At 63.0% G+C, this 18,327-nt stretch carries 14 protein-coding genes; 6 read left to right on the forward strand and 8 right to left on the reverse strand.

All coding sequences use genetic code 11. The annotated features are described in order from the left end of the window. Positions 1–109 precede the first annotated feature (109 nt). The gene (locus NKI15_RS04300) at positions 110–1,303 is read right to left on the reverse strand and encodes an MFS transporter (protein WP_023696464.1); all 1,194 of its coding nucleotides are present in this window, start codon (positions 1,301–1,303) and stop codon (positions 110–112) included. 271 nt (positions 1,304–1,574) lie between these two features. Here NKI15_RS04300 and NKI15_RS04305 point away from each other — a divergent pair, with 271 nt between their 5' ends. The 4 genes from NKI15_RS04305 (at position 1,575) to NKI15_RS04320 (ending at position 8,773) form a co-directional block, all read left to right on the forward strand. After that, entirely contained in the window at positions 1,575–3,152 is a 1,578-nt protein-coding gene (locus NKI15_RS04305) for a trimethylamine methyltransferase family protein (RefSeq protein ID WP_023688131.1), read from the forward strand. A gap of 73 nt (positions 3,153–3,225) precedes the next feature. Next, positions 3,226–5,796 (forward strand): GcvT family protein, encoded by a 2,571-nt coding sequence (locus NKI15_RS04310; RefSeq protein WP_352595491.1) that lies wholly within the window; start codon positions 3,226–3,228, stop codon positions 5,794–5,796. Between the two features lie 84 nt (positions 5,797–5,880). Beyond that, complete coding sequence (locus NKI15_RS04315; RefSeq protein ID WP_352514124.1) at positions 5,881–7,410, forward strand: ArnT family glycosyltransferase; 1,530 nt, start codon at positions 5,881–5,883, stop codon at positions 7,408–7,410. A gap of 55 nt (positions 7,411–7,465) precedes the next feature. Next, positions 7,466–8,773, forward strand: a complete 1,308-nt coding sequence (locus NKI15_RS04320) for a M24 family metallopeptidase (protein ID WP_023706078.1) — start codon at positions 7,466–7,468, stop codon at positions 8,771–8,773. Here the strand turns inward: NKI15_RS04320 and NKI15_RS04325 are convergent. Together NKI15_RS04325 and NKI15_RS04330 are read right to left on the reverse strand one after the other, a co-directional pair. Next, positions 8,738–9,565, reverse strand: a complete 828-nt coding sequence (locus tag NKI15_RS04325) for a phosphate/phosphite/phosphonate ABC transporter substrate-binding protein (protein ID WP_023706079.1) — start codon at positions 9,563–9,565, stop codon at positions 8,738–8,740. The two genes, NKI15_RS04320 and NKI15_RS04325, sit on opposite strands and share 36 nt — an antisense overlap. A 91-nt stretch (positions 9,566–9,656) precedes the next feature. Next, a complete protein-coding gene (locus NKI15_RS04330) occupies positions 9,657–10,667 on the reverse strand; it encodes a fatty acid desaturase (protein WP_031200512.1) in 1,011 nt (336 codons plus the stop codon). A gap of 224 nt (positions 10,668–10,891) precedes the next feature. On the opposite strand from NKI15_RS04330, the gene NKI15_RS04335 reads away from it, so the two are divergent. Together NKI15_RS04335 and bmt are read left to right on the forward strand one after the other, a co-directional pair. Next, positions 10,892–11,749, forward strand: coding sequence for a helix-turn-helix domain-containing protein (locus NKI15_RS04335; RefSeq protein ID WP_023681768.1), 858 nt, complete (start codon positions 10,892–10,894; stop codon positions 11,747–11,749). Positions 11,750–11,863: 114 nt separating this feature from the next. Beyond that, positions 11,864–12,886: a betaine--homocysteine S-methyltransferase gene (gene bmt / locus NKI15_RS04340; protein ID WP_352885791.1), complete on the forward strand. Its 1,023-nt coding sequence runs from the start codon at positions 11,864–11,866 to the stop codon at positions 12,884–12,886. A gap of 8 nt (positions 12,887–12,894) precedes the next feature. Here bmt and NKI15_RS04345 read toward each other — a convergent pair whose 3' ends face one another. From NKI15_RS04345 to NKI15_RS04365, 5 genes are all read right to left on the reverse strand, one after another. Continuing rightward, positions 12,895–13,161, reverse strand: coding sequence for a hypothetical protein (locus NKI15_RS04345; RefSeq protein ID WP_023724232.1), 267 nt, complete (start codon positions 13,159–13,161; stop codon positions 12,895–12,897). Between the two features lie 241 nt (positions 13,162–13,402). Next, positions 13,403–15,499, reverse strand: a complete 2,097-nt coding sequence (locus NKI15_RS04350; RefSeq protein WP_023706081.1) for a vWA domain-containing protein — start codon at positions 15,497–15,499, stop codon at positions 13,403–13,405. Between the two features lie 2 nt (positions 15,500–15,501). Beyond that, a complete protein-coding gene (locus NKI15_RS04355) occupies positions 15,502–16,062 on the reverse strand; it encodes an RNA polymerase sigma factor (RefSeq protein ID WP_023688122.1) in 561 nt (186 codons plus the stop codon). A gap of 215 nt (positions 16,063–16,277) precedes the next feature. Then, on the reverse strand, positions 16,278–17,456 hold the full coding sequence (locus tag NKI15_RS04360; RefSeq protein WP_023706082.1) for a BaiN/RdsA family NAD(P)/FAD-dependent oxidoreductase: 1,179 nt from the start codon (positions 17,454–17,456) through the stop codon (positions 16,278–16,280). A 95-nt stretch (positions 17,457–17,551) separates the two neighbouring features. Further along, the gene (locus NKI15_RS04365) at positions 17,552–18,289 is read right to left on the reverse strand and encodes a dienelactone hydrolase family protein (RefSeq protein ID WP_023706083.1); all 738 of its coding nucleotides are present in this window, start codon (positions 18,287–18,289) and stop codon (positions 17,552–17,554) included. Positions 18,290–18,327: the final 38 nt, after the last annotated feature.

Genomic DNA, 18,327 nt, shown 5'->3' on the forward strand with positions numbered 1-18,327 from the left:
ATTGGCACCTAAACCAGGCTCAGGACTAGCTTTTCTGTCCGACGCGGGTAAGCCCCGCCCCGGTAAAAACCGTTTGCTCCAGACAAGGCCTGTCATGAGTTTGGGCCTGTCAGGAGTTTTTGGGCCTGTCAGGAGTTTGGCGCTTGAACGATCGGTAAAGCGCGAAGCTCACCAGCAGCGCGTCGAGTCCGGCGATCACCACCGGCAGGCCGAGCGGACCGATGACCTGCATCAGCGCACCGGCGCCGGGCGGGCCGACAATGCCGCCGGCGCCCCACATCAAGGCAAAGGCGGCGTTACCGGCGACCAGCACGGTTCCCTTGAAGCGGCTGCCGAGCTCCACCAGCGCCATGGTGTAGACGCCATAGCCGACCGCTCCCATGACGAGAAGGACGAGCCAGATCGCCGGCGTCGTGATCAACAACGGCAGCAAAACCGCGCAGGCCGTTGTCGCCAACGCACAGAAGATGATCATCGCCCGCCCGCCGAAACGCTCGGCAAGCAGGCCGAGCGGGATTTGCAGGAAGATGTTTCCCAGCGACAGTGCCATCACCAGGGCCGCCAGCGTCCTTTCGGGCAGGCCATAGGCAGCACCGAAGACCGGCATCAATGCGTAGGTGCCCTGCTGGACCGCCGCCGAAACCAGCACGGCAAACAACAGCGCCGGCGCCAGCCTGGCGAAACCGAAAAAGCCGCCGGGCAATTGGCCGTCATCCTCGAAGCCGGCGAGGCTTGAGGAAACAGCACGAAGGATCGCGGCGCACAGGATGAAGCCGGCCATGCCGACCAGGAAAGGAACCCAGCCCGATATCCCTACCGCGGTCAGGACCAAAGGCCCCACAGCATAGCCAGCGCCCAGCACGGTGTTGAATGCCCCCATCACCCTGCCGCGGCGCGACGGCGGCGCCAGCGACAGCGCCCATACTTCGCCCAGTATATAGAGCGGGTTGATGACGATACCGATGATGAAGCGGATGACGAACCAGCCCACCCAGTCCTGCAGGTAGCCGATGCCGAGGAAGCACAGCGCCCCAATCAATGAGCAACCCACAGCCAGGTTGCGCGCGCCGACCAGCCGAATGGCTGCCGGCACGAACGAGGCCGAAAGGATCAGGCCAAGCGGCATCATCGCTGCCGACAAGCCGATCAGCGCCGGCGACATGCCTTGCTTCTGCATCAGCAGCGTAAACAGCGGCGAGCTCAGCCCTTGCGCCGCACCGAACATCGCGAGGGCGGCAGTTACGCCGGCAAGCGCCGCCCATTGCGTCCCCGCTTCGCCATCGCTCGAACCGGTCGCAGCCATGATGCCTTCCACATGAATTGCCGGCCCATCCAGCGGCAAACCACTGAGCTAGCGGTTCGATTTAGGGAAAGGAAGGGCCGCGCCTGAAATCCCCTTGCGCCAAGAGCCGCAGTGGGCGCGTCCTGTCCGCTAATCCCCGGCAAGGTTGTCAACTATCGGACTGCCGTTCGGGCATGTCGCTTCCCTCGTCCTAGTGGTCGCCGCCTCCGCAATGGTCGGACAGCCGCCGGTCCATTATGCCGCCCGCTACCAGCATCGTACGAGGACCATCATGACCGCCGCCCTGCATCCAGCCGAACCGCCTTTGGCAACCGACCGGGCCCGTCGCGGTGGCCGTGCGGGCAAGCGCGCCGGCGGCTCGGCCGCCTTCGAACAGCCGGCTTTTCGGCAACTGAGAAATCCGCTAACGCCGACCAAGCTGGTCTCTGACGACGAGCTGGAATCGATCCACCTCGCCTCGCTGCGCGTCTTGAGGGAAATAGGCGTCGACGTGCTGCATGACGAAGCGCGCCGCATGATGAAGGAAAACGGCGCCGATGTCCGCGAGGGCAGCGAGCGCGTGCGCTTCGACAGCGACATGATCCTCGATCTCATCTCCAACTGCCCGCCGGAATTCACGCTCCATGCCCGCAACCCGGCGCACAATGTGCGCTTCGGCGGCAACAATGTGATCCTGTCGATGATGGCGTCGGCACCGAACTGCTCCGACCTCGATCGCGGCCGCCGTCCGGGCAACCAGCAGGACTACCGCAACTTCCTGCGTCTGGCGCAGATGCACAACATCCTGAACTGCACCGGCGGTTATCCGGTCGAGCCGACCGACATCCATCCTTCCGTGCGCCACCTCGAATGCATCCGCGACCTCGCCACGCTGACCGACAAGGTGTTCCACATCTATTCGCTCGGCAAGGAGCGCAATGTCGACGGCATCGAGATCGCCAGGATCGCCCGCGGCATCAGCCATGAGCAGATGCTCGAAGAGCCGTCCGTCTTCACCATCATCAACACCAATTCGCCGCTGAAACTGGATGTGCCGATGATGGAAGGCATCATCCAGATGTCGAGCAAGGGTCAGGTCGTCGTCATCACGCCCTTCACCCTGTCCGGCGCGATGGCGCCGGTGACCATCGCCGGTGCGCTGGTGCAGCAAAATGCCGAGGCGCTGTCCGGCATCGCCTTTGCCCAGATGGTGAGAAAGGGCGCGCCGGTTGGCTATGGCGGCTTCACCTCGAATGTCGACATGAAGTCAGGCTCGCCGGCCTTCGGCACGCCTGAATATATGAAGGCGCAGCTTGTCGGCGGCCAGCTTGCCCGCCGTTACAAGATCCCCTACCGCACCTCCAATACCTGCGCCGCCAACACGGTCGACGCGCAGGCAGCCTATGAAAGCGTGTTCTCGCTGTGGGGCGCCATCCAGGGCGGCGGCAATCTGATGATGCACGGCGCCGGCTGGCTCGAAGGTGGCCTGCGCTGTTCCTACGAGAAGACCATCCTGGACATCGACCTGTTGCAGATGGTGGCCGAGTTCCTCACCCCGCTCGACCTGTCCGACGAAGCGCTCGGCTTCGACGCCATCCAGTCGGTCGGCCCCGGCGGCCATTTCTTCGGCACCCAGCACACGCAGGACCGCTACAAGACAGCCTTCTACTCGCCCATCCTCTCCGACTGGCGCAATTTCGAGACCTGGGCCGAAGCCGGATCGCCGACCGCGCTGGAAAAGGCCAACAAGGTCTGGAAGGAGCGGCTGGCATCCTACGAGGAACCTTATATGGACCCGGCGATCCGCGAAGAGCTCAACGACTTCGTCGAAAAGCGCACGGCCGAAGGCGGCGCGCCGACCGATTTTTGATCGGCAAGCAACTGGCGGCATCCTGCCAACCGACACACCTGATTCAATTTACGCAAAAACGGACCTATCTCTCATGAAATCTCATGTAAAAGCGGTTGTCATTGGCGGCGGCGTCGTTGGCTGCTCGGTGCTCTATCACCTGGCCAAGGCCGGCTGGACCGACATCATGCTGATCGAGCGTTCCGAGCTCACCTCCGGCTCGTCCTGGCACGCAGCCGGCGGCTTCCACACGCTGAACGGCGATCCCAACGTCGCCAAGCTGCAGGCCTATACGGTGCAGCTCTACAAGGAGATCGAGGAAATCTCCGGCCAGTCCTGCTCGCTGCATCTGACCGGCGGCGTGATGATGGCCGATACGCCCGAGCGCATGGATTTTCTGCGCCTGGCCCACGCCAAGGGCCGCTATCTCGGCATGGACACCGAACTGATCACGCCCTCCGAAGCCAAGGCGATGTTCCCGCTGATGGACGAGACCAATTTCGTCGGCGCCATGTGGGATCCGGTCGAAGGCCATCTCGATCCCTCCGGCACGACGATCGCCTACTCCAAAGCGGCCAAGAAGCTGGGCGCCGAGATCGTGCTGCGCAACCGCGTCGTCGAACTGACGCAGGAAGTTGACGGCACCTGGAACGTCGTCACCGAACAGGGCACCGTCCACGCCGAGCATGTCGTCAACTGCGGCGGCCTGTGGGCGCGCGAGATCGGCCGCATGGTCGGCGTCGAACTGCCGGTGCTGGCCATGGAGCACATGTACCTGCTCACCGAGCCGATGCCCGAGGTCGAAGAGTTCAACAAATCGACCGGCCGCGAGATGATCGGCGTGCTTGACTTCAAGGGCGAGATCTACACCCGACAAGAGCGCAACGGCATCCTGCTCGGCACCTATGAAAAGGCCTGCAAGCCATGGTCGCCGGTCAACACGCCGTGGGATTTCGGCCATGAACTGCTGCCGCCCGACCTCGACCGCATCGCGCCGTCGCTGGAGATCGGCTTCAAGCATTTCCCCGGCATCGAGAAAGCCGGCATCAAGCAGATCATCAACGGCCCCTTCACCTTCGCGCTCGACGGAAATCCGCTGGTCGGGCCGGTGCAGGGCCTGACCAATTTCTGGTGCGCCTGCGCCGTCATGGCCGGCTTCAGCCAGGGCGGCGGCGTCGGCCTCGCGCTGTCCAACTGGATGGTGCATGGCGATCCCGGCTTCGACGTCTGGGGCATGGATGTCGCCCGCTTCGGCGAGTGGGCCGGCCTGCGCTACACCAACGCAAAGGTGCGCGAAAACTATTCGCGCCGCTTCTCCATCCGCTTCCCCAATGAAGAGCTGCCGGCTGCGCGCCCTGCACAAACCACCCCGCTCTATGACACGATGCTCGCCAACAACGCCGTCATGGGCGATAGCTGGGGCCTGGAGACCCCGCTGTGGTTCGCGCCGAAGGGCAAGGAGCCGAAGGACGTCGTCTCCTTCCACCGCTCAAACGATTTCGGTCCTATCGGCGAGGAAGTGCGCGCCACGCGCGAACGCGTCGGCGTCACCGAAATCGCCAACTTCGCCAAATACGAAGTGTCGGGACCTGCGGCTGAGGATTTCCTCAACCGGCTGATGACCAACCGCATGCCGAAGATCGGCCGCATCGTGCTGACGCCGATGATCAACGAATTCGGCAAGCTGATCGGCGACTTCACCATCGCCAAGGCAGGCGAAGACAGATTTATGATCTGGGGTTCGTCCGCCGCGCAGAAGTACCACATGCGCTGGTTCGAGAAGCATCTGCCGAAGGATGGTTCGGTGCGCATCCACCGCTTCGATCAGACGCTCGTCGGCCTGTCGATCGCCGGTCCGAAATCGCGCGACCTCTTGCAGAAGCTGGTCGATGTCGACATCTCGACCAAGGCGTTTCGCTTCATGGATTTCCGCGAAATGGCGGTCGGCGGCGCGCCCTGCATGGTCAACCGCATCACCTATACCGGCGATCTCGGCTATGAAATCTGGATGGCGCCGGCCTATGAGCGTCTGGTCTACAAGGCGATCAAGGACGCCGGCGAGGAGTTCGGTCTCGTCGATTTCGGCATGCGCGCTTTGCTCTCCATGCGCCTGGAGAAGAACTTCCCGACCTGGTACCGCGAGTTGCGCCCGATCTACGGCCCGTTCGAAGGCGCGATGGACCGTTTCATCAAGCTGGAGAAGAACGACTTCATCGGCCGCGAAGCCGCCGCCAAGGAACAGGCGGAAGGGCCGAAACTGCGCCGTGTCTCCTTCATCGTCGATGCGGCCGACGCCGATGTCATGGGCGACGAGCCGATCTGGGCCAAGGTCGGCAAGGACTATGGCACGGTGGAAAAGCCGCATGGCTATGGCGCGCCACGCTTCGATACGGCAGGCAAGGACGTGCGTGGCTCGAAGGCTGCCGAAGGCGCTTCCGCCGTGCGCGGCATCGTCGACGGCGACTGGCGCGTGGTCGGCTGGGTCACCTCGGGCGGTTATGCGCACTATGTGCAGAAGTCGATGGCGCAGGGCTATGTGCCGGCGGCACTCGCCGAGGATGAAAGTGCCGGACTGTTCGAGATCGAGATCCTCGGCCACCGGCGTCCGGCGCGCATCAATGTCGAGGCGCCCTTCGACCCCAGCGGCGAGAAGATGCGGACCTGAAAAGGCGACAGGGAGCGTGAGATCGTGTAAGGGGCCTTCGGCAGTTGGCCGCAGGCATTTTCCCTCGATGAGAAGACGATCCCCTTGCAGTATCTAGAGAAATGGACGGACTGGCTCGGCGAAGGCAAGGTCGGTCCCTTCAACGCCGCACTGGTCTGCGTCGCGGTCTATTGCGTCGTCCAGATCGTGGTGATGGCGCTGCTGTCCCATGTCGTAGGAACCGGTGTCGGCGTAGACGATTCCGAACAGCTGATGTACATGCACTACCTCTGGGCTGGCTATGGCGGCTCGCAGCCGCCGCTCTACACCTGGCTTGCCCGCCTCGTCGCCGTCGTGGTCGGAACGAACATCCTGGCGCTCAAGATCGTGAAGTACCTGCTGATCGGAGCGGCGCTGGCGTCGGTTTTCATCGCTGTCCGCCGCCTGGGCTATTCCAGCCGCGCTGGCGCCGCCGCATTGTTCGGCCTGCTGTTGTTTCCGCAGATGGTGTGGGAGATGCAGCACGCCCTCACCCACTCGATCGCCGCTTTCTGTTTTTCAGTGGTGCTGTTTCTTGCGCTCGTTGAACTGGTGCAGCGGCGTTCGCTGGCCACCTATGTGCTGTTTGGCGTGGCGATGGCCGCCGCCATCCTGTCGAAATACAACAACGCGATCTTTCTCGGCGCGCTGATGCTGTCCACCCTGTCGCTGCGCGAAACGCGCGGCGTCATCCTCAACCGCCGGTTTTCGATCAGCCTTGTCGTGGCGGTGCTGCTTTGCCTGCCGACGCTCTACTGGAACCTGACCTACACCGACCAGTTGCTGTCGCACAGCGGCGGCTTCGGCATGGGCAGAGGAGAAAGCGCCATACAAACCGCATTCTACGGAATGCGCGGACTGGGCAAGGCTATCCTGTATTTCGCCGTGTTGCCGGCCGGCATATTCGTCGCGGCTTTGCTCATCGCATGGAAAAAGCCGGCGCCGGCTCTGCAACCGGCGCCATGGACCGAGAAACTGGTGTGGCGCACCATCGCTTTTGCCCTGGCGATGACCATCGTGCTCGTCCTGGCGAGCGGGACGACGCAATTTCGCGATCGCTGGATGCTTCCCATTCTTGTGTTGCTGCCGGTCGCGCTGGCCTTGCGGATGGATGCCAGAGGCGACAAGGGAATGAAGGTGCAGGACGTCGTCGTCTTTGTCGGCGCAACGCTTGCCATCCTCGTGCTGCCGGTGACCTGGTACACGCACCTCAATGGCGGCGACAGCCGCGGCAGCATCGTGCGTGTCGACTACCAGTCGCTCTATGGCCAGCTGACGGCAAACGGTCCGGTTCGCACGGCGATATCGAGCTGGCACTGGGTGGGAAATCTGCGTCTTGTCGATCCCGATCTGGTCGTGCTCGACGACGAGATGCCGGACTTCGGCCATTTGCTGATCGAGCCGGCGGTGCTCGTGATGGCCAATGACAAGGAACCTCCCGAGGGCATCCTGCGGGCCTTGAGCGAGGCCGGCTATGTCGCTGACGGCTCGCCGCAGCAGTTGGTCGTTCCGATGCTGTTCGACAGCGAGCCGCCCACCCGCACGCTGACGGTCACGCGGCTGAAGAAAGCGGCCGCGGGCGCAGCGCCACAGTAAGTCGGCAGGGAGGCGTCGGGTGGAGAAACAAGGGTTCGGTCGTCATCGCAAGATCATGCCGTTCGAGCCCGGCTCCGTCGAAGCCTTGCGCGAAACATCGCGCCAGAAGGCGGCGTCGCTGAACCAGCATGTGCTGGGCTATGGCGCGCTGGCTGAAGCCGAATGGCAAGCGGCAGGCATCGCCGCGCCCGATCTTGCCGCGATGCGCAAATACCGGCTCGAGCGCCTCCGCGCCGAACTGAGGCGCCGAAACTACGCCGGCGCGCTGCTCTACGACCCCGTCAACATCCGCTACGCCACCGATTCGACCAACATGCAGCTGTGGGTCGCGCACAATCCGACCCGCCACTGCTTCGTCGCCACTGAGGGACCCGTGGTGCTGTTCGACTATTTCTCCTGCGAGCATCTGTCCGATCATTCCGGCGTCGTCGACGAGGTGCGGCCGGCAGTGTCGTGGATGTATCTCTATGGCGGCGAGCTGACCGAGCACAAAGTCCGCCGCTGGGCGGCCGGCATCGCCGATCTGGTCAAGGAGCATGGCGGCGGCAACAGCCGCATTGCGGTCGACCACATCAACCCGGAAGGCGTCGAGGAACTCGCCCGGCTCGGCATTTCGATCGGCAATGGCGAAGCGGTGATGGAAAATGCGCGGCTGATCAAATCGCCGGACGAGATCCTCGCCATGCGCCGCGCAATCGTCGCTTGCGAAGCGGCGATGGGTGAAATGGAGAAGGCGCTGACGCCGGGCATTTCCGAAAACGAATTGTGGGCCGAACTCCACCGCGGCAACATTGCGCGCGGCGGCGAATGGATCGAAACCCGGCTGCTTGCCTCGGGGCCGCGCACCAATCCGTGGTTCCAGGAATGCTCATCGCGTGTGATCGAGGAAGGCGACCTCGTCGCCTTCGATACCGACCTGATCGGTCCCTACGGCTTCTGCGCCGATCTCTCCCGCACCTGGCTTTGCGGCGATGCGAGACCATCGAACGAGCAACGGGACCTCTTCCACATCGCCGCCGACCAGATCGCCCACAACACGCAATTGATGCAGCCCGGCATATCCTTCCGCGACCTGGTCGAACGCTCCGTGGTGCCGCCGGGAGATTGCTTCCCGGCGCGCTACGGCGTGCTCTATCACGGCGTCGGCCTCGCCGACGAGTATCCAACCCTGCCACATGCCAGCGACTGGACGCCGGACACGCCCGATGGCGTGCTGGAGCCGGGAATGGTGCTGTGCGTGGAAAGCTATATCGGTCGTCTCGGCGGCCATGAGGGCGTCAAGATCGAGGAACAGATCCTGATCACCGAGACCGGTAACGAGCAGCTTTCAACCTACCCGTTGGATGCGAGGCTGCTCGGCTGATCCGGCAAGCGCCTCGCGCAGAGCCTTGAGCGTCTTTTCCGGCGTCGTCCTGGCGGTGATGTAGGGCAGGCCTTTGCGCCTTGCCGTCCAGCCGACGACCTTCACGGCGTTTGCCGCAGGCTCGAAACGCTGCGCCAGCGCCCAGCTCTCACAGTCGATGGCAGCTATATCCGCCTTGCCCTCGGCGACCGCGATGATCGAGCGGCGATGGCCACCGCTTTCGCTGCGTGAGGAAAAGATATCCAGGCTTTCGCCGGCGGCCTGCAGGTCGCGCGTCAGCGCGATGATGCCCGACATCGAATCGAGGCTGTTGTAGGTAAAACGCTTGCCACGCATCAGATCGAGCGGCAGCAAGGCTTTGCCATCCGCGGGCGAGCGAACTTCCGGTCCCTCGGCCGTGCGCATCACCAGCGCGCTGGAATAGAGTTCGCCCTGGCCGCCTTCGTAAGCGTCGTAGCTCGGCTGGCCGACCACCTGCACATGCTTGTTCAGGCCAAGTTCCATCGGCCCCCAGCAGGTCTGCGCGAACAGCAGCGCCGGATGGAGCCAAAGCTGATGATGGTCGAGTTCGTTCGGCGGCAGTGTCGCCGGATTGGGCGCGATCAGTCTGCCCTCGGCGTCCTGGATACCCCCCGGCACCGGCGGCAGGTCGCCATTGCGGCGCACGATTGTCTGCGGCGCATCGACGCCCTTGTGCCGAAAAGCCTCGCGCAACGCTGCCCATTGCGCGTCGACCTCGCCGCGCACTTCGGGCCAGTCGTACATCGGCAATGCCGCAACCAAATCACTCATGCCGACACTCAATCATCATGGCTCGGGAAAGGATCGCAAAAACGCGGCGTCCAATCAGAATTGGCCGACACGGGTTCGGGAAGTCCGGGGATTATTCCTTCGGCGGCTCGGCCGGAACTGGCGCGCTGCCAAGCCCGCTGATGCTGCGCGCCCTGATGCGCGGCTTGAACGCCCTGCCCGGCTCCGCCTGGCGGCGCAGCACCGGGTGCACGATCGGCTCCTTGGCCTTGAATGCGTAGGCTTTGATCAGTGCGAAATAGTTCGGATAGGCGTAGCCATTGTTCATCCGCAGCCACTCGTCGCGGCGGTCCGCAAACAGTTTTGGAAGTCTGTACCAGGCAACCGTCGGCGTCTTGTGGTGGACGAAGTGCAGATTGTTGTTGAGGAACAGGAACGACAGCGGCGAGCGCTCGATGATCACCGTGCGTCCTTCAGGGTGCTCGGACCACTGATGTTCGGCGAAAGTCCGGACCGCGATCAGCGACTGGCCGAGCCAGACCGGCACCAGAATGTAGAGCCATACGGGAATGCCGAAGCCGAACTGCACGATCGGCACTACGATGGCGAGGCCGATCGCATGCAGCAGCCATGCCTTGCCGATCACCTTGTCGCCGGCAATCACATGCTTGGCATCGTCGACGAAGAAACCGATGCAGGACAGCCAGGGGCCGAGGAAGAAACGGCCGGCCATGGTGTTGTTGATCTTGAGCAGGAATTTCATTGTCGGCGGCAGATCGTCATGCATCCACAACGCCTGGTAATAGCTCTCGGGATCGTCGAGGGGATCGGTCAGGCGCTCGTCGGCGTGGTGGCGCAAATGAAGCGTCTTGAAGCGACGGAACGGCCAGACCAGGCCGATCGGCAGGAAGACGAAGGCTTCGTTGATGAGCGCGCTGCGCGTCGGATGGCCATGCAGCACTTCGTGCATGATCGACGACTGCAAGGCCAGGATGAAGCCGAGGAGAAGAAGTGCCGGGATCGGATAAGAGGGCCAGAGCAGGAGCCCGGCAGCGAGCCACATTCCGTAACAGAAGAAAGCGAGGAGCACGGTCGGCCACTCGATGGCCGCTGCGTCGCGTCGCTTGATGCGCTTGCCTGTCATGCTATCGACCACTGTCCCTCAGTCGCCGGAATTGGTTCCTGACAGCATAGTGTCAGGAGAAGCGATTCCGCTCAACGAGACAAAGTGTACAAAATGTTGCGATTGCGCATTTTCGACCGCAGATGTTATACATTGTAAACAACCCTACGGATTCATTTACGCTGGAAGTGCTGATCCGACGGATCGGGCGCAAATTTTTCCTAAGAGAGCGCGGAGAACGAACAGTGGACAAACGGGACCTTTCGGCAATCTTCCGGGAGCGCTTGAAGCTGCTCCTGACAAGGTCCGATCTCAACCAGTCGGCTTTCGCCTCAGCAGTCGGCATCGACCGGTCGGCTCTGTCGCAACTGATGTCCGGCGCCTCGACGCGCCTGCCACGCGCCGAAACGCTGCTCAACATCGCCGCCGAATTCAAGATCTCGCTGGACTGGCTGCTCGGCCTCTCCCAGGACGAAGGCGTCACCGGCGAAATCCGCGAAAGCCTGGAGATCGAAGAGGCGCCCGACGGCTTCGACCGCACGCTGCTCGCCAAATGGTTCGCCGAGGCCGCAGGCACCAAGATCCGCTATGTGCCGGCCGGCATTCCCGATCTCCTGCGCACACGCCAGCTGGTCGACTACGAAGCCAACATCACCAACCGCAGCCGTCTGGCGCAGGCCAGCGAGACGCAGTACCGCATCGAGTACAACCGGCGCCCTGAGACCGATATGGAAGTCTGCATGCCGCGCCACACGCTGGAGATTTTCGCCCGCGGCCTGGGCGTCTGGGACCGCTTTCCCGAGGCTGATCGCCGGCAGCAGCTTGCCCATATGGCGACGCTGCTTGACGATCTCTACCCCACCTTCCGCCTGTTCCTCTATGACGGCCGCATGCGCTATTCGATCCCGCTGACAATCTTCGGTCCCTACCGCGCCGCCATCTATGTCGGCGACATGTATGTCGTGCTGAATGCCACCCAGCCGGTACAGGCGCTGACCCAGCATTTCGACAATCTGATCCGGGCCGCCGACATCAACCCGCATGAGGCCGCCGCCTACGCGCGCAATCTGGCCGGCGCGTCATTTCCATCGGGTTCTGCCTGATCGCCAACGCCCCGGAAAGGTGCGCCGCGCGGCATTGCAGGTTGCAAACACATTGACTGGACATAAAGACTTCTTTATATCCTTATTCCATTCAAATATCTGAAAGTCGATCCGATGACCGCGAACAATCCCATCGATGCTCTGCTGGCCGAAAAGGGCGTGCTGCTCGCCGATGGCGCCACCGGCACCAATTTGTTCGCCATGGGTCTGGAGGCCGGCGAAGCGCCGGAGTTGCTGAACGAGACAGCGCCCGATACCATCACCAGCCTGCACCAGAATTTCGTCGACGCTGGCGCCGATATCATTCTCACCAACTCGTTCGGCGGCACGCGCCACCGGCTGAAGCTGCACCATGCGCAGGACCGCGTGCATGCGCTGAACAAGCGCGCCGCAGAGATTGCCCGGGCGGTCGCCGACAAGGCCGGCAGGAAAGTCATCGTCGCCGGCTCGGTCGGGCCGACCGGCGAGTTGCTGGTGCCGCTCGGCGCCATGACCTATGACGAGGCGGTCGAGGCCTTCGCCGAACAGATCGAAGGCTTGAAGGAAGGCGGCGCCGAAGTCGCCTGGATCGAGACCATGTCGGCGCCGGACGAGATCCGCGCCGCGGCGCAAGCCGCTATCCGCGTCGGCCTGCCCTACACCTATACCGGCTCCTTCGACACTGCCGGCCGCACCATGATGGGCCTGCTGCCCAGGGATATCCACGGCGTCGCCGACGGACTTTCAGAGACGCCGCTCGGTGTCGGCGCCAATTGCGGTGTCGGCGCCTCCGACATCCTGGCCTCGCTGCTCGACATGACCGAGGCGAAGCCGGAAGCGACGGTGATCGTCAAGGGCAATTCCGGCATTCCCGAATTTCGTGGCACCGAGATCCATTATTCCGGCACGCCGGAGCTGATGGCCGACTATGTCCGGCTGGCGGTGGATGGCGGCGCGAAGATCATCGGCGGCTGCTGCGGCACCTCGTTCCAGCACCTTGCCGCCATGCGCAAGGCGCTCGACGCGCACACCAAATCCGAACGCCCGACCGTCGCGGGGATCATCGAGCGCATCGGTCCGATGCGCAACAAGGTGGCGACGGAAAACACCGCCGAGACCAGCGAAGCCCGCCGCGAACGCCGCCGCAGCCGGGCCTGATATCGAACTTATTCGCTGTTTTCAGCGTAACGCGATAGCGCCGTCGTGAAATCCAGGGCGGTGCTGTCGGCGCTTTCATTCATCGTCACCAGGTCACCCGACGACTGCGGATTGCCGATCTGCTCCAGCATGACGCGAAAGCGGTCATTGGTCAGCGCCGACTTTGCGGTATTCCGGGCTGCGTCGACGTCATCCATGATGCGCCTGGATTCTGGCGACAGCGTTCCCGACGCCTGCGTGTGTCTCACCGCCGGCGTCGTGTTTCCAATGTTCATGATCTGCAATTCCCGGCTCCCCAAGCCCAGTCCCGACCCCATGCAATAATAGCAGGGCATTGCGATGACGTTCCGGAAAAGCCGCGCAATTTAACGATCAGGCGGATCATCTGTGCGCTTCGGATCAATCGATCCGAAAAAAAGGCCGGCAGGGTTTCCCCCGCCGGCCTGCCTCACCCGCCCGTAGTCGGTTCCCCGTATCAGAACGACCCCCGTCTGAAAGGAACCGGCTGTATTGCCACTACCGGTTACCGCCCAGCGCCGAGGCAAGGCGCACAAGCGAAAGGAACTCGGACCTGTACCCAAACGGGTCGGCTCCTCGGGCGGCGGTGGCAATCTCCATGATCTTGTCGTAGCCGAACTTCGCGGTCGCATCCTCGTCGCGCAGCTTCTGGCCGAAGGCGGCGACAGCGACGGAGAAACGCTGGTCGGTGCTGGCCTGGTCGAAGGACGCGACCTCGTTGGCCGAGGTCACCGGCGTGGTGATCAGCTTCGAGACGTCTTCGTTCGGCAGCTTGTAGCGGATTTTCACAAAGGCATATTCGTCGGCATTGGCGACGCCGCCATTGTTGACCGTTGCCTGGCCGTAGCGCAGCGGATCCATCTGCTCGCCGCCGCTGCCCTTCGGCGTGATCTCGTAGATGGCGGTGACCGAGTGGCCCGAGCCGATATCGCCGGCATCGACGCGATCATTGTTGAAGTCCTCGCGGTTCAAGGCGCGGGTTTCATAGCCGATCAGCCGGTACTCCGAGACCTTGTCCGGATTGAACTCGACCTGGATCTTGACGTCCTTGGCGATGGTGAACAGCGTCGAGGAGGCATCCTCGACCAGAACCTTCTCGGCCTCGGCCAGCGTGTCGATATAGGCGGCGGTGCCGTTGCCGTTCTGGGCGATGGTCTGCATCATCTGGTCGTTCAGATTGCCGCGTCCAAAGCCGAACACCGACAGGAAGACGCCGGTCTTGCGCTCCTGCTCGATCAGCCGCTTCAGATCGTCGTCATCGGTCTGGCCGACATTGAAGTCGCCGTCCGTGGCCAGCATCACACGGTTGATGCCATCCTTGATGAAGGACTGCTGGGCAAGCCTGTAGGCTTCCTTGATGCCCGCCTCGCCGGCCGTCGAGCCGCCGGGCGACAGATTGTCGATGGCGTTGAGGATCTTGTCCTTCTCGGTAACCTTGGTCGGCATCAGCACGGTGCCGGCGTCACCGGCATAGGTGACGATTGTGATGGTGTCGTCCGCCTTGAGCTTGCTGACCAGCAGCCGGAAAGCCGACTTGAGCAGCGGCAGCTTGTCAGGCTCGTCCATCGAACCCGAGACGTCGATCAGGAACACCAGATTGGCCTTCGGCTGCTCGACCGGCTTGATGTCGAAGCCCTTGATGGCGACGTGCATCAGCTTGGTGTGCCCGTTCCACGGCGTCGGCATCACGCTGACGGTCGAATTGAACGGCGTCGAAGCCGAGTCCGGCCCCTTCCAGTCATAGGGGAAGTAATTGACCATCTCCTCGACGCGCACCGTGTCGGCCTGCGGCAGGTAGCCCTGCTTCAGCGAGCCGCGGACGAAGGAATAGGAAGCGGTGTCGACGTCGATCGAGAAGGTCGAGACCGGATCCTGAAGCGCTGCATGCACCGGATTGGTCTTGAAATCCTCGACGCGGTCGCGGTTTGGCTCCTGCGGCGCAATCTGGTCGGCCGGCATCGTCGAAGGCTGTGCCAGGTACTTGGATTCGGTCGTGCCGGCCATGCGGTCGACCCGCGCGCCGCCGGCCGGGGCAGCGGTGCCGTCAAGCGAAAACTCGCGGCTCTCAACTGGCGCAGGCTCGGCCAACACGCCGCGTCCGAGCGCATCCTGCTGCGCCGGGGCGACAGCAACGGTCGATTCGGGCTTCGGCGGCGCGGGCGGCGTAAGCGTCGTAGTGGTGTCGCGGCTTCGCACATCGGCGTCGGCCTTCTTGTCGCCTTCAGGCGCCTGCTTTTCTTTTACCGGCGCGTTGGTTGCCGGTTTGTCGGCCAGCGTTTCGGTGATCTTCTCGTCGCCGCCGAACGGCAACGGCTGTTCCCTCAGCATGTGGAAGGTGGCGTATCCGGCGATCGGCAGGGCGACGAGCCCGGCAATGGCTGGCGTGGCGATGAGTTTCTTTTGCATGATCTCGCTCCAGAGCTTTTGTGCTCGCTCTGTGAGACGAAGCCCGCCGACCGATCCTTGGGTGACGGCAGAAATATTTTCCTGATCATAGGCGCTCATGGCGGCTTCGAAGGCGCGTGCCTTCGCGCTTTCGCCTGGCGCCGGTACTGCTGCGTCGCGCAGCCTGTTGAGTTCGTTGTCGTCGACCATGGTCACACTTCCCCGGCTGAACGAATCAACGTCTTCAGCCGTTTCTTCGCTTCATGGATGTGCCAGGAAACCGTCGTCTCCGAGATTGCCATCGCCTCGGCGGCGGCCGCATGGCTCAAACCTTCGCCATAGACCAGAAGTACTGCATCGCGCTGCTTGTCCGGCAATTGCCGCACCGCTGCCCAGAGCGCCTCAGTGGGATCTTCAGGTTCCGCCGAGGCCTCTCCCGATATCATGCTGTAGGCGCCGAAAGCCTCGGTCTTGACGTTTTCGCGCGTGGTCTTGCGCATCATGTCGCGCGCCGCGTTCAACGTCACGGAATAGAGCCATGTCGTGAACGCGCCGCCGCCGCGGTAGTCGCGGATCGCCTTGCCGAGACGGACACAGACCTCCTGGGCGATGTCTTCGGCATCGGCCTTCTTTCCGCACCAGCGATAGGCGGCGCGATAGACGAAGTCGTAGTGCCGCTCCAGCAATTTGCCGAAGGCACCCCTGTCTCCGCCCTTCGCCCGCCCGATCAATTCGGCGTCGGAGGCTTCGCTTTCATCCAGCATCATCGCCATCATTTGCCTGTTGGACGAAGGCTAATGGCCAATCCTTGGGGTTATGGAAAGATTTTTTTCCGAGGCGACGGATGCACGCGCAACAGGTGCGCTGAGATTCAGGTCAGGCCGAGCCGAAAACGATGGATTTCGAGAACCGGAGCGGAGCGTACTTTTGGTACGCGAGCACCGGAAGCACAGAAAGCCGTCGTTTGCAGGCCGGCCTCACCTGAATATCAGCACACCTGGCCCGAGGCCCAGCCGGACGACCAAGCCCACTGAAAATTATAGCCGCCCAGCCAGCCCGTGACATCGACGACTTCGCCGATGAAAAACAGCCCCGGCACGGATTTCGCCTGCATCGTCTTCTGATCGAGCCCGTTGGTATCGACACCGCCAAGCGTCACTTCCGCCGTGCGGTAACCCTCGGAGCCGGCCGGCTTGATGCGCCAGTCGTTGACGGCGGCTTCGACGGTTTTCATTTGCAGGTCTGTCAAATCAGCGAGATTGCCATCGATCCCACTGCGCTCGGCGACTGCTTGCGCAAGGCGCTTCGGCAAATGGTTTGCAAGCACCGTCTGCACCGCTTGCCTGCCGTTGACGCGCCGGGCGGCGCGCAGCAGTTCCGCCACATCCCTCCCCGGCAGAATGGCGATGCGGATCTCGTCGCCCTCGCGCCAATAGGACGAGATCTGCAGGATGGAAGGCCCGCTCAAGCCGCGATGCGTAAACAGCATCGCTTCTGAAAACCGCGTCTTGCCGCAGGCGACTTCGGCATCGACGGCATTGCCGGCCAAGGGCGCCAGCCGCTCCAGCGTTCTTGCGTCGAAGGTAAGCGGCACCAGCGCCGGCCGTGTTTCCACCACCGCCAGGCCGAACTGCGCCGCAAGCTCGTAGCCGAAACCGGACGCGCCCATTTTGGGGATCGACTTGCCACCACAGGCAACGACCAGCGAATTGCAGGCGACGCTGCCAGTGGAGAGCGTCAGCACAAAACCGTCCGCGGCCTTGCTGACGTTCCTCACCTCGGTCGACAGCGCAAGTTCCACGCCCCCATCCTGCATTTCGGAGACCAGCATGTCGATGATCAGCCGCGCCGAGCCATCGCAAAACAGCTGTCCCAACGTCTTCTCGTGATAGGCGACGCCGTGGCGTTCGACGAGCCCGATGAAATCGCGCTGCGTGTAGCGGCTGAGCGCCGAAATGCAGAAATGCGGATTGCCCGAGATGAAATTCTTCGGGCTCGCATGGATGTTGGTGAAGTTGCAGCGGCCGCCGCCGGAGATGCGGATCTTCTCGCCGGGCTTTGCCGCGTGATCGAGCACCAGGACCGAGCGGCCGCGCTTGCCCGCCTCGATGGCGCACATCATTCCGGCCGCACCGGCGCCGATCACCACGACATCATAGGATTGCATCAGGCTGTTCGTTCCCGCTCGACTGGCGCTGTTTTAACAGGCCGCGCCAATCGTGCAGTCTCTACCCGTTCGTTGCGACTTCAGGCAACGCCTCGTTAGATCAGCGTCTCGGCGAACAGCGTCGTCAGTCGCTTCCAGTGGCGCTCGGCGCCGGCCGCGTTGAACACGCTGTGGTCCGACACGCACCAGCCATGCGCCATGCCGGCATAGTTTTCGATGACGTGGTCGACTTCCGCCACGCGCAGCGCCTCGGCCAGTCGCGCCGACTGCTCCGGCGGAAAGCTGCGGTCCACCCCAGACGTTCCGACATAGACCCGCGCCTTGATCATTGCAGCCTTGCGGTGCGGCCTGTCGGCGGCATCGCTGGCCAGATTGCCGCCATGGAAGCTTGCCGCCGCCACGATGCGATCGGGATAGGTTGCAGCCGCATTCAAGGCCCGCGCCCCGCCCATGCAGTAACCGACGACACCGACCGGTCCGGTGACACCTTCAGCGGTAAGCGTGTCGAGGAACGCCCTGCTGTCGCGGATGGTCATGTCCTGTGTCGTGCCGTGGACCAACGCCGTCAGCGCGACCTTGGTCTCCTCCACGACGAAAGCGGTCTTGGGCTCGAACGGCCCGTAGGGTGCTTTGCGATAGAAAAGATCCGGCACCAGCACCGCATAGCCCTCACCCGCCAGCCGCTCCGCCATTGCGTCGAGCGCCGGTCGCGGACCGAAGGCGTCCATGTAGAGAATGGTACCGGCCTTGACCGGGGAAACAGTCGCCGAACGGAACAATCCCGCCTTCGCCACGCCGTCCCCGGTCTCTATCTCAATGTCCTGCTTCGCCATGGCTCGCCCCATTGATTGTCGTGCGATACATATAAGCA

It is taken from the genome of Mesorhizobium sp. M0862, from assembly GCF_040319795.1.
Lineage (GTDB): Bacteria > Pseudomonadota > Alphaproteobacteria > Rhizobiales > Rhizobiaceae > Mesorhizobium.

Excerpts from the sequence above, each read along its gene's own strand:
- NKI15_RS04310 (WP_352595491.1), top strand. The coding sequence starts at position 3,226 with ATGAAATCTCATGTAAAAGCGGTTGTCATTGGCGGCGGCGTCGTTGGC.
- bmt (WP_352885791.1), top strand. The coding sequence starts at position 11,864 with ATGACCGCGAACAATCCCATCGATGCTCTGCTGGCCGAAAAGGGCGTG.
- NKI15_RS04305 (WP_023688131.1), top strand. The coding sequence starts at position 1,575 with ATGACCGCCGCCCTGCATCCAGCCGAACCGCCTTTGGCAACCGACCGG.
- NKI15_RS04360 (WP_023706082.1), bottom strand. The coding sequence starts at position 17,456 with ATGCAATCCTATGATGTCGTGGTGATCGGCGCCGGTGCGGCCGGAATG.
- NKI15_RS04330 (WP_031200512.1), bottom strand. The coding sequence starts at position 10,667 with ATGACAGGCAAGCGCATCAAGCGACGCGACGCAGCGGCCATCGAGTGG.
- NKI15_RS04355 (WP_023688122.1), bottom strand. The coding sequence starts at position 16,062 with ATGGCGATGATGCTGGATGAAAGCGAAGCCTCCGACGCCGAATTGATC.
- NKI15_RS04350 (WP_023706081.1), bottom strand. The coding sequence starts at position 15,499 with ATGGTCGACGACAACGAACTCAACAGGCTGCGCGACGCAGCAGTACCG.
- NKI15_RS04365 (WP_023706083.1), bottom strand. The coding sequence starts at position 18,289 with ATGGCGAAGCAGGACATTGAGATAGAGACCGGGGACGGCGTGGCGAAG.
- NKI15_RS04300 (WP_023696464.1), bottom strand. The coding sequence starts at position 1,303 with ATGGCTGCGACCGGTTCGAGCGATGGCGAAGCGGGGACGCAATGGGCG.
- NKI15_RS04325 (WP_023706079.1), bottom strand. The coding sequence starts at position 9,565 with ATGAGTGATTTGGTTGCGGCATTGCCGATGTACGACTGGCCCGAAGTG.
- NKI15_RS04345 (WP_023724232.1), bottom strand. The coding sequence starts at position 13,161 with ATGAACATTGGAAACACGACGCCGGCGGTGAGACACACGCAGGCGTCG.
- NKI15_RS04320 (WP_023706078.1), top strand. The coding sequence starts at position 7,466 with ATGCCGTTCGAGCCCGGCTCCGTCGAAGCCTTGCGCGAAACATCGCGC.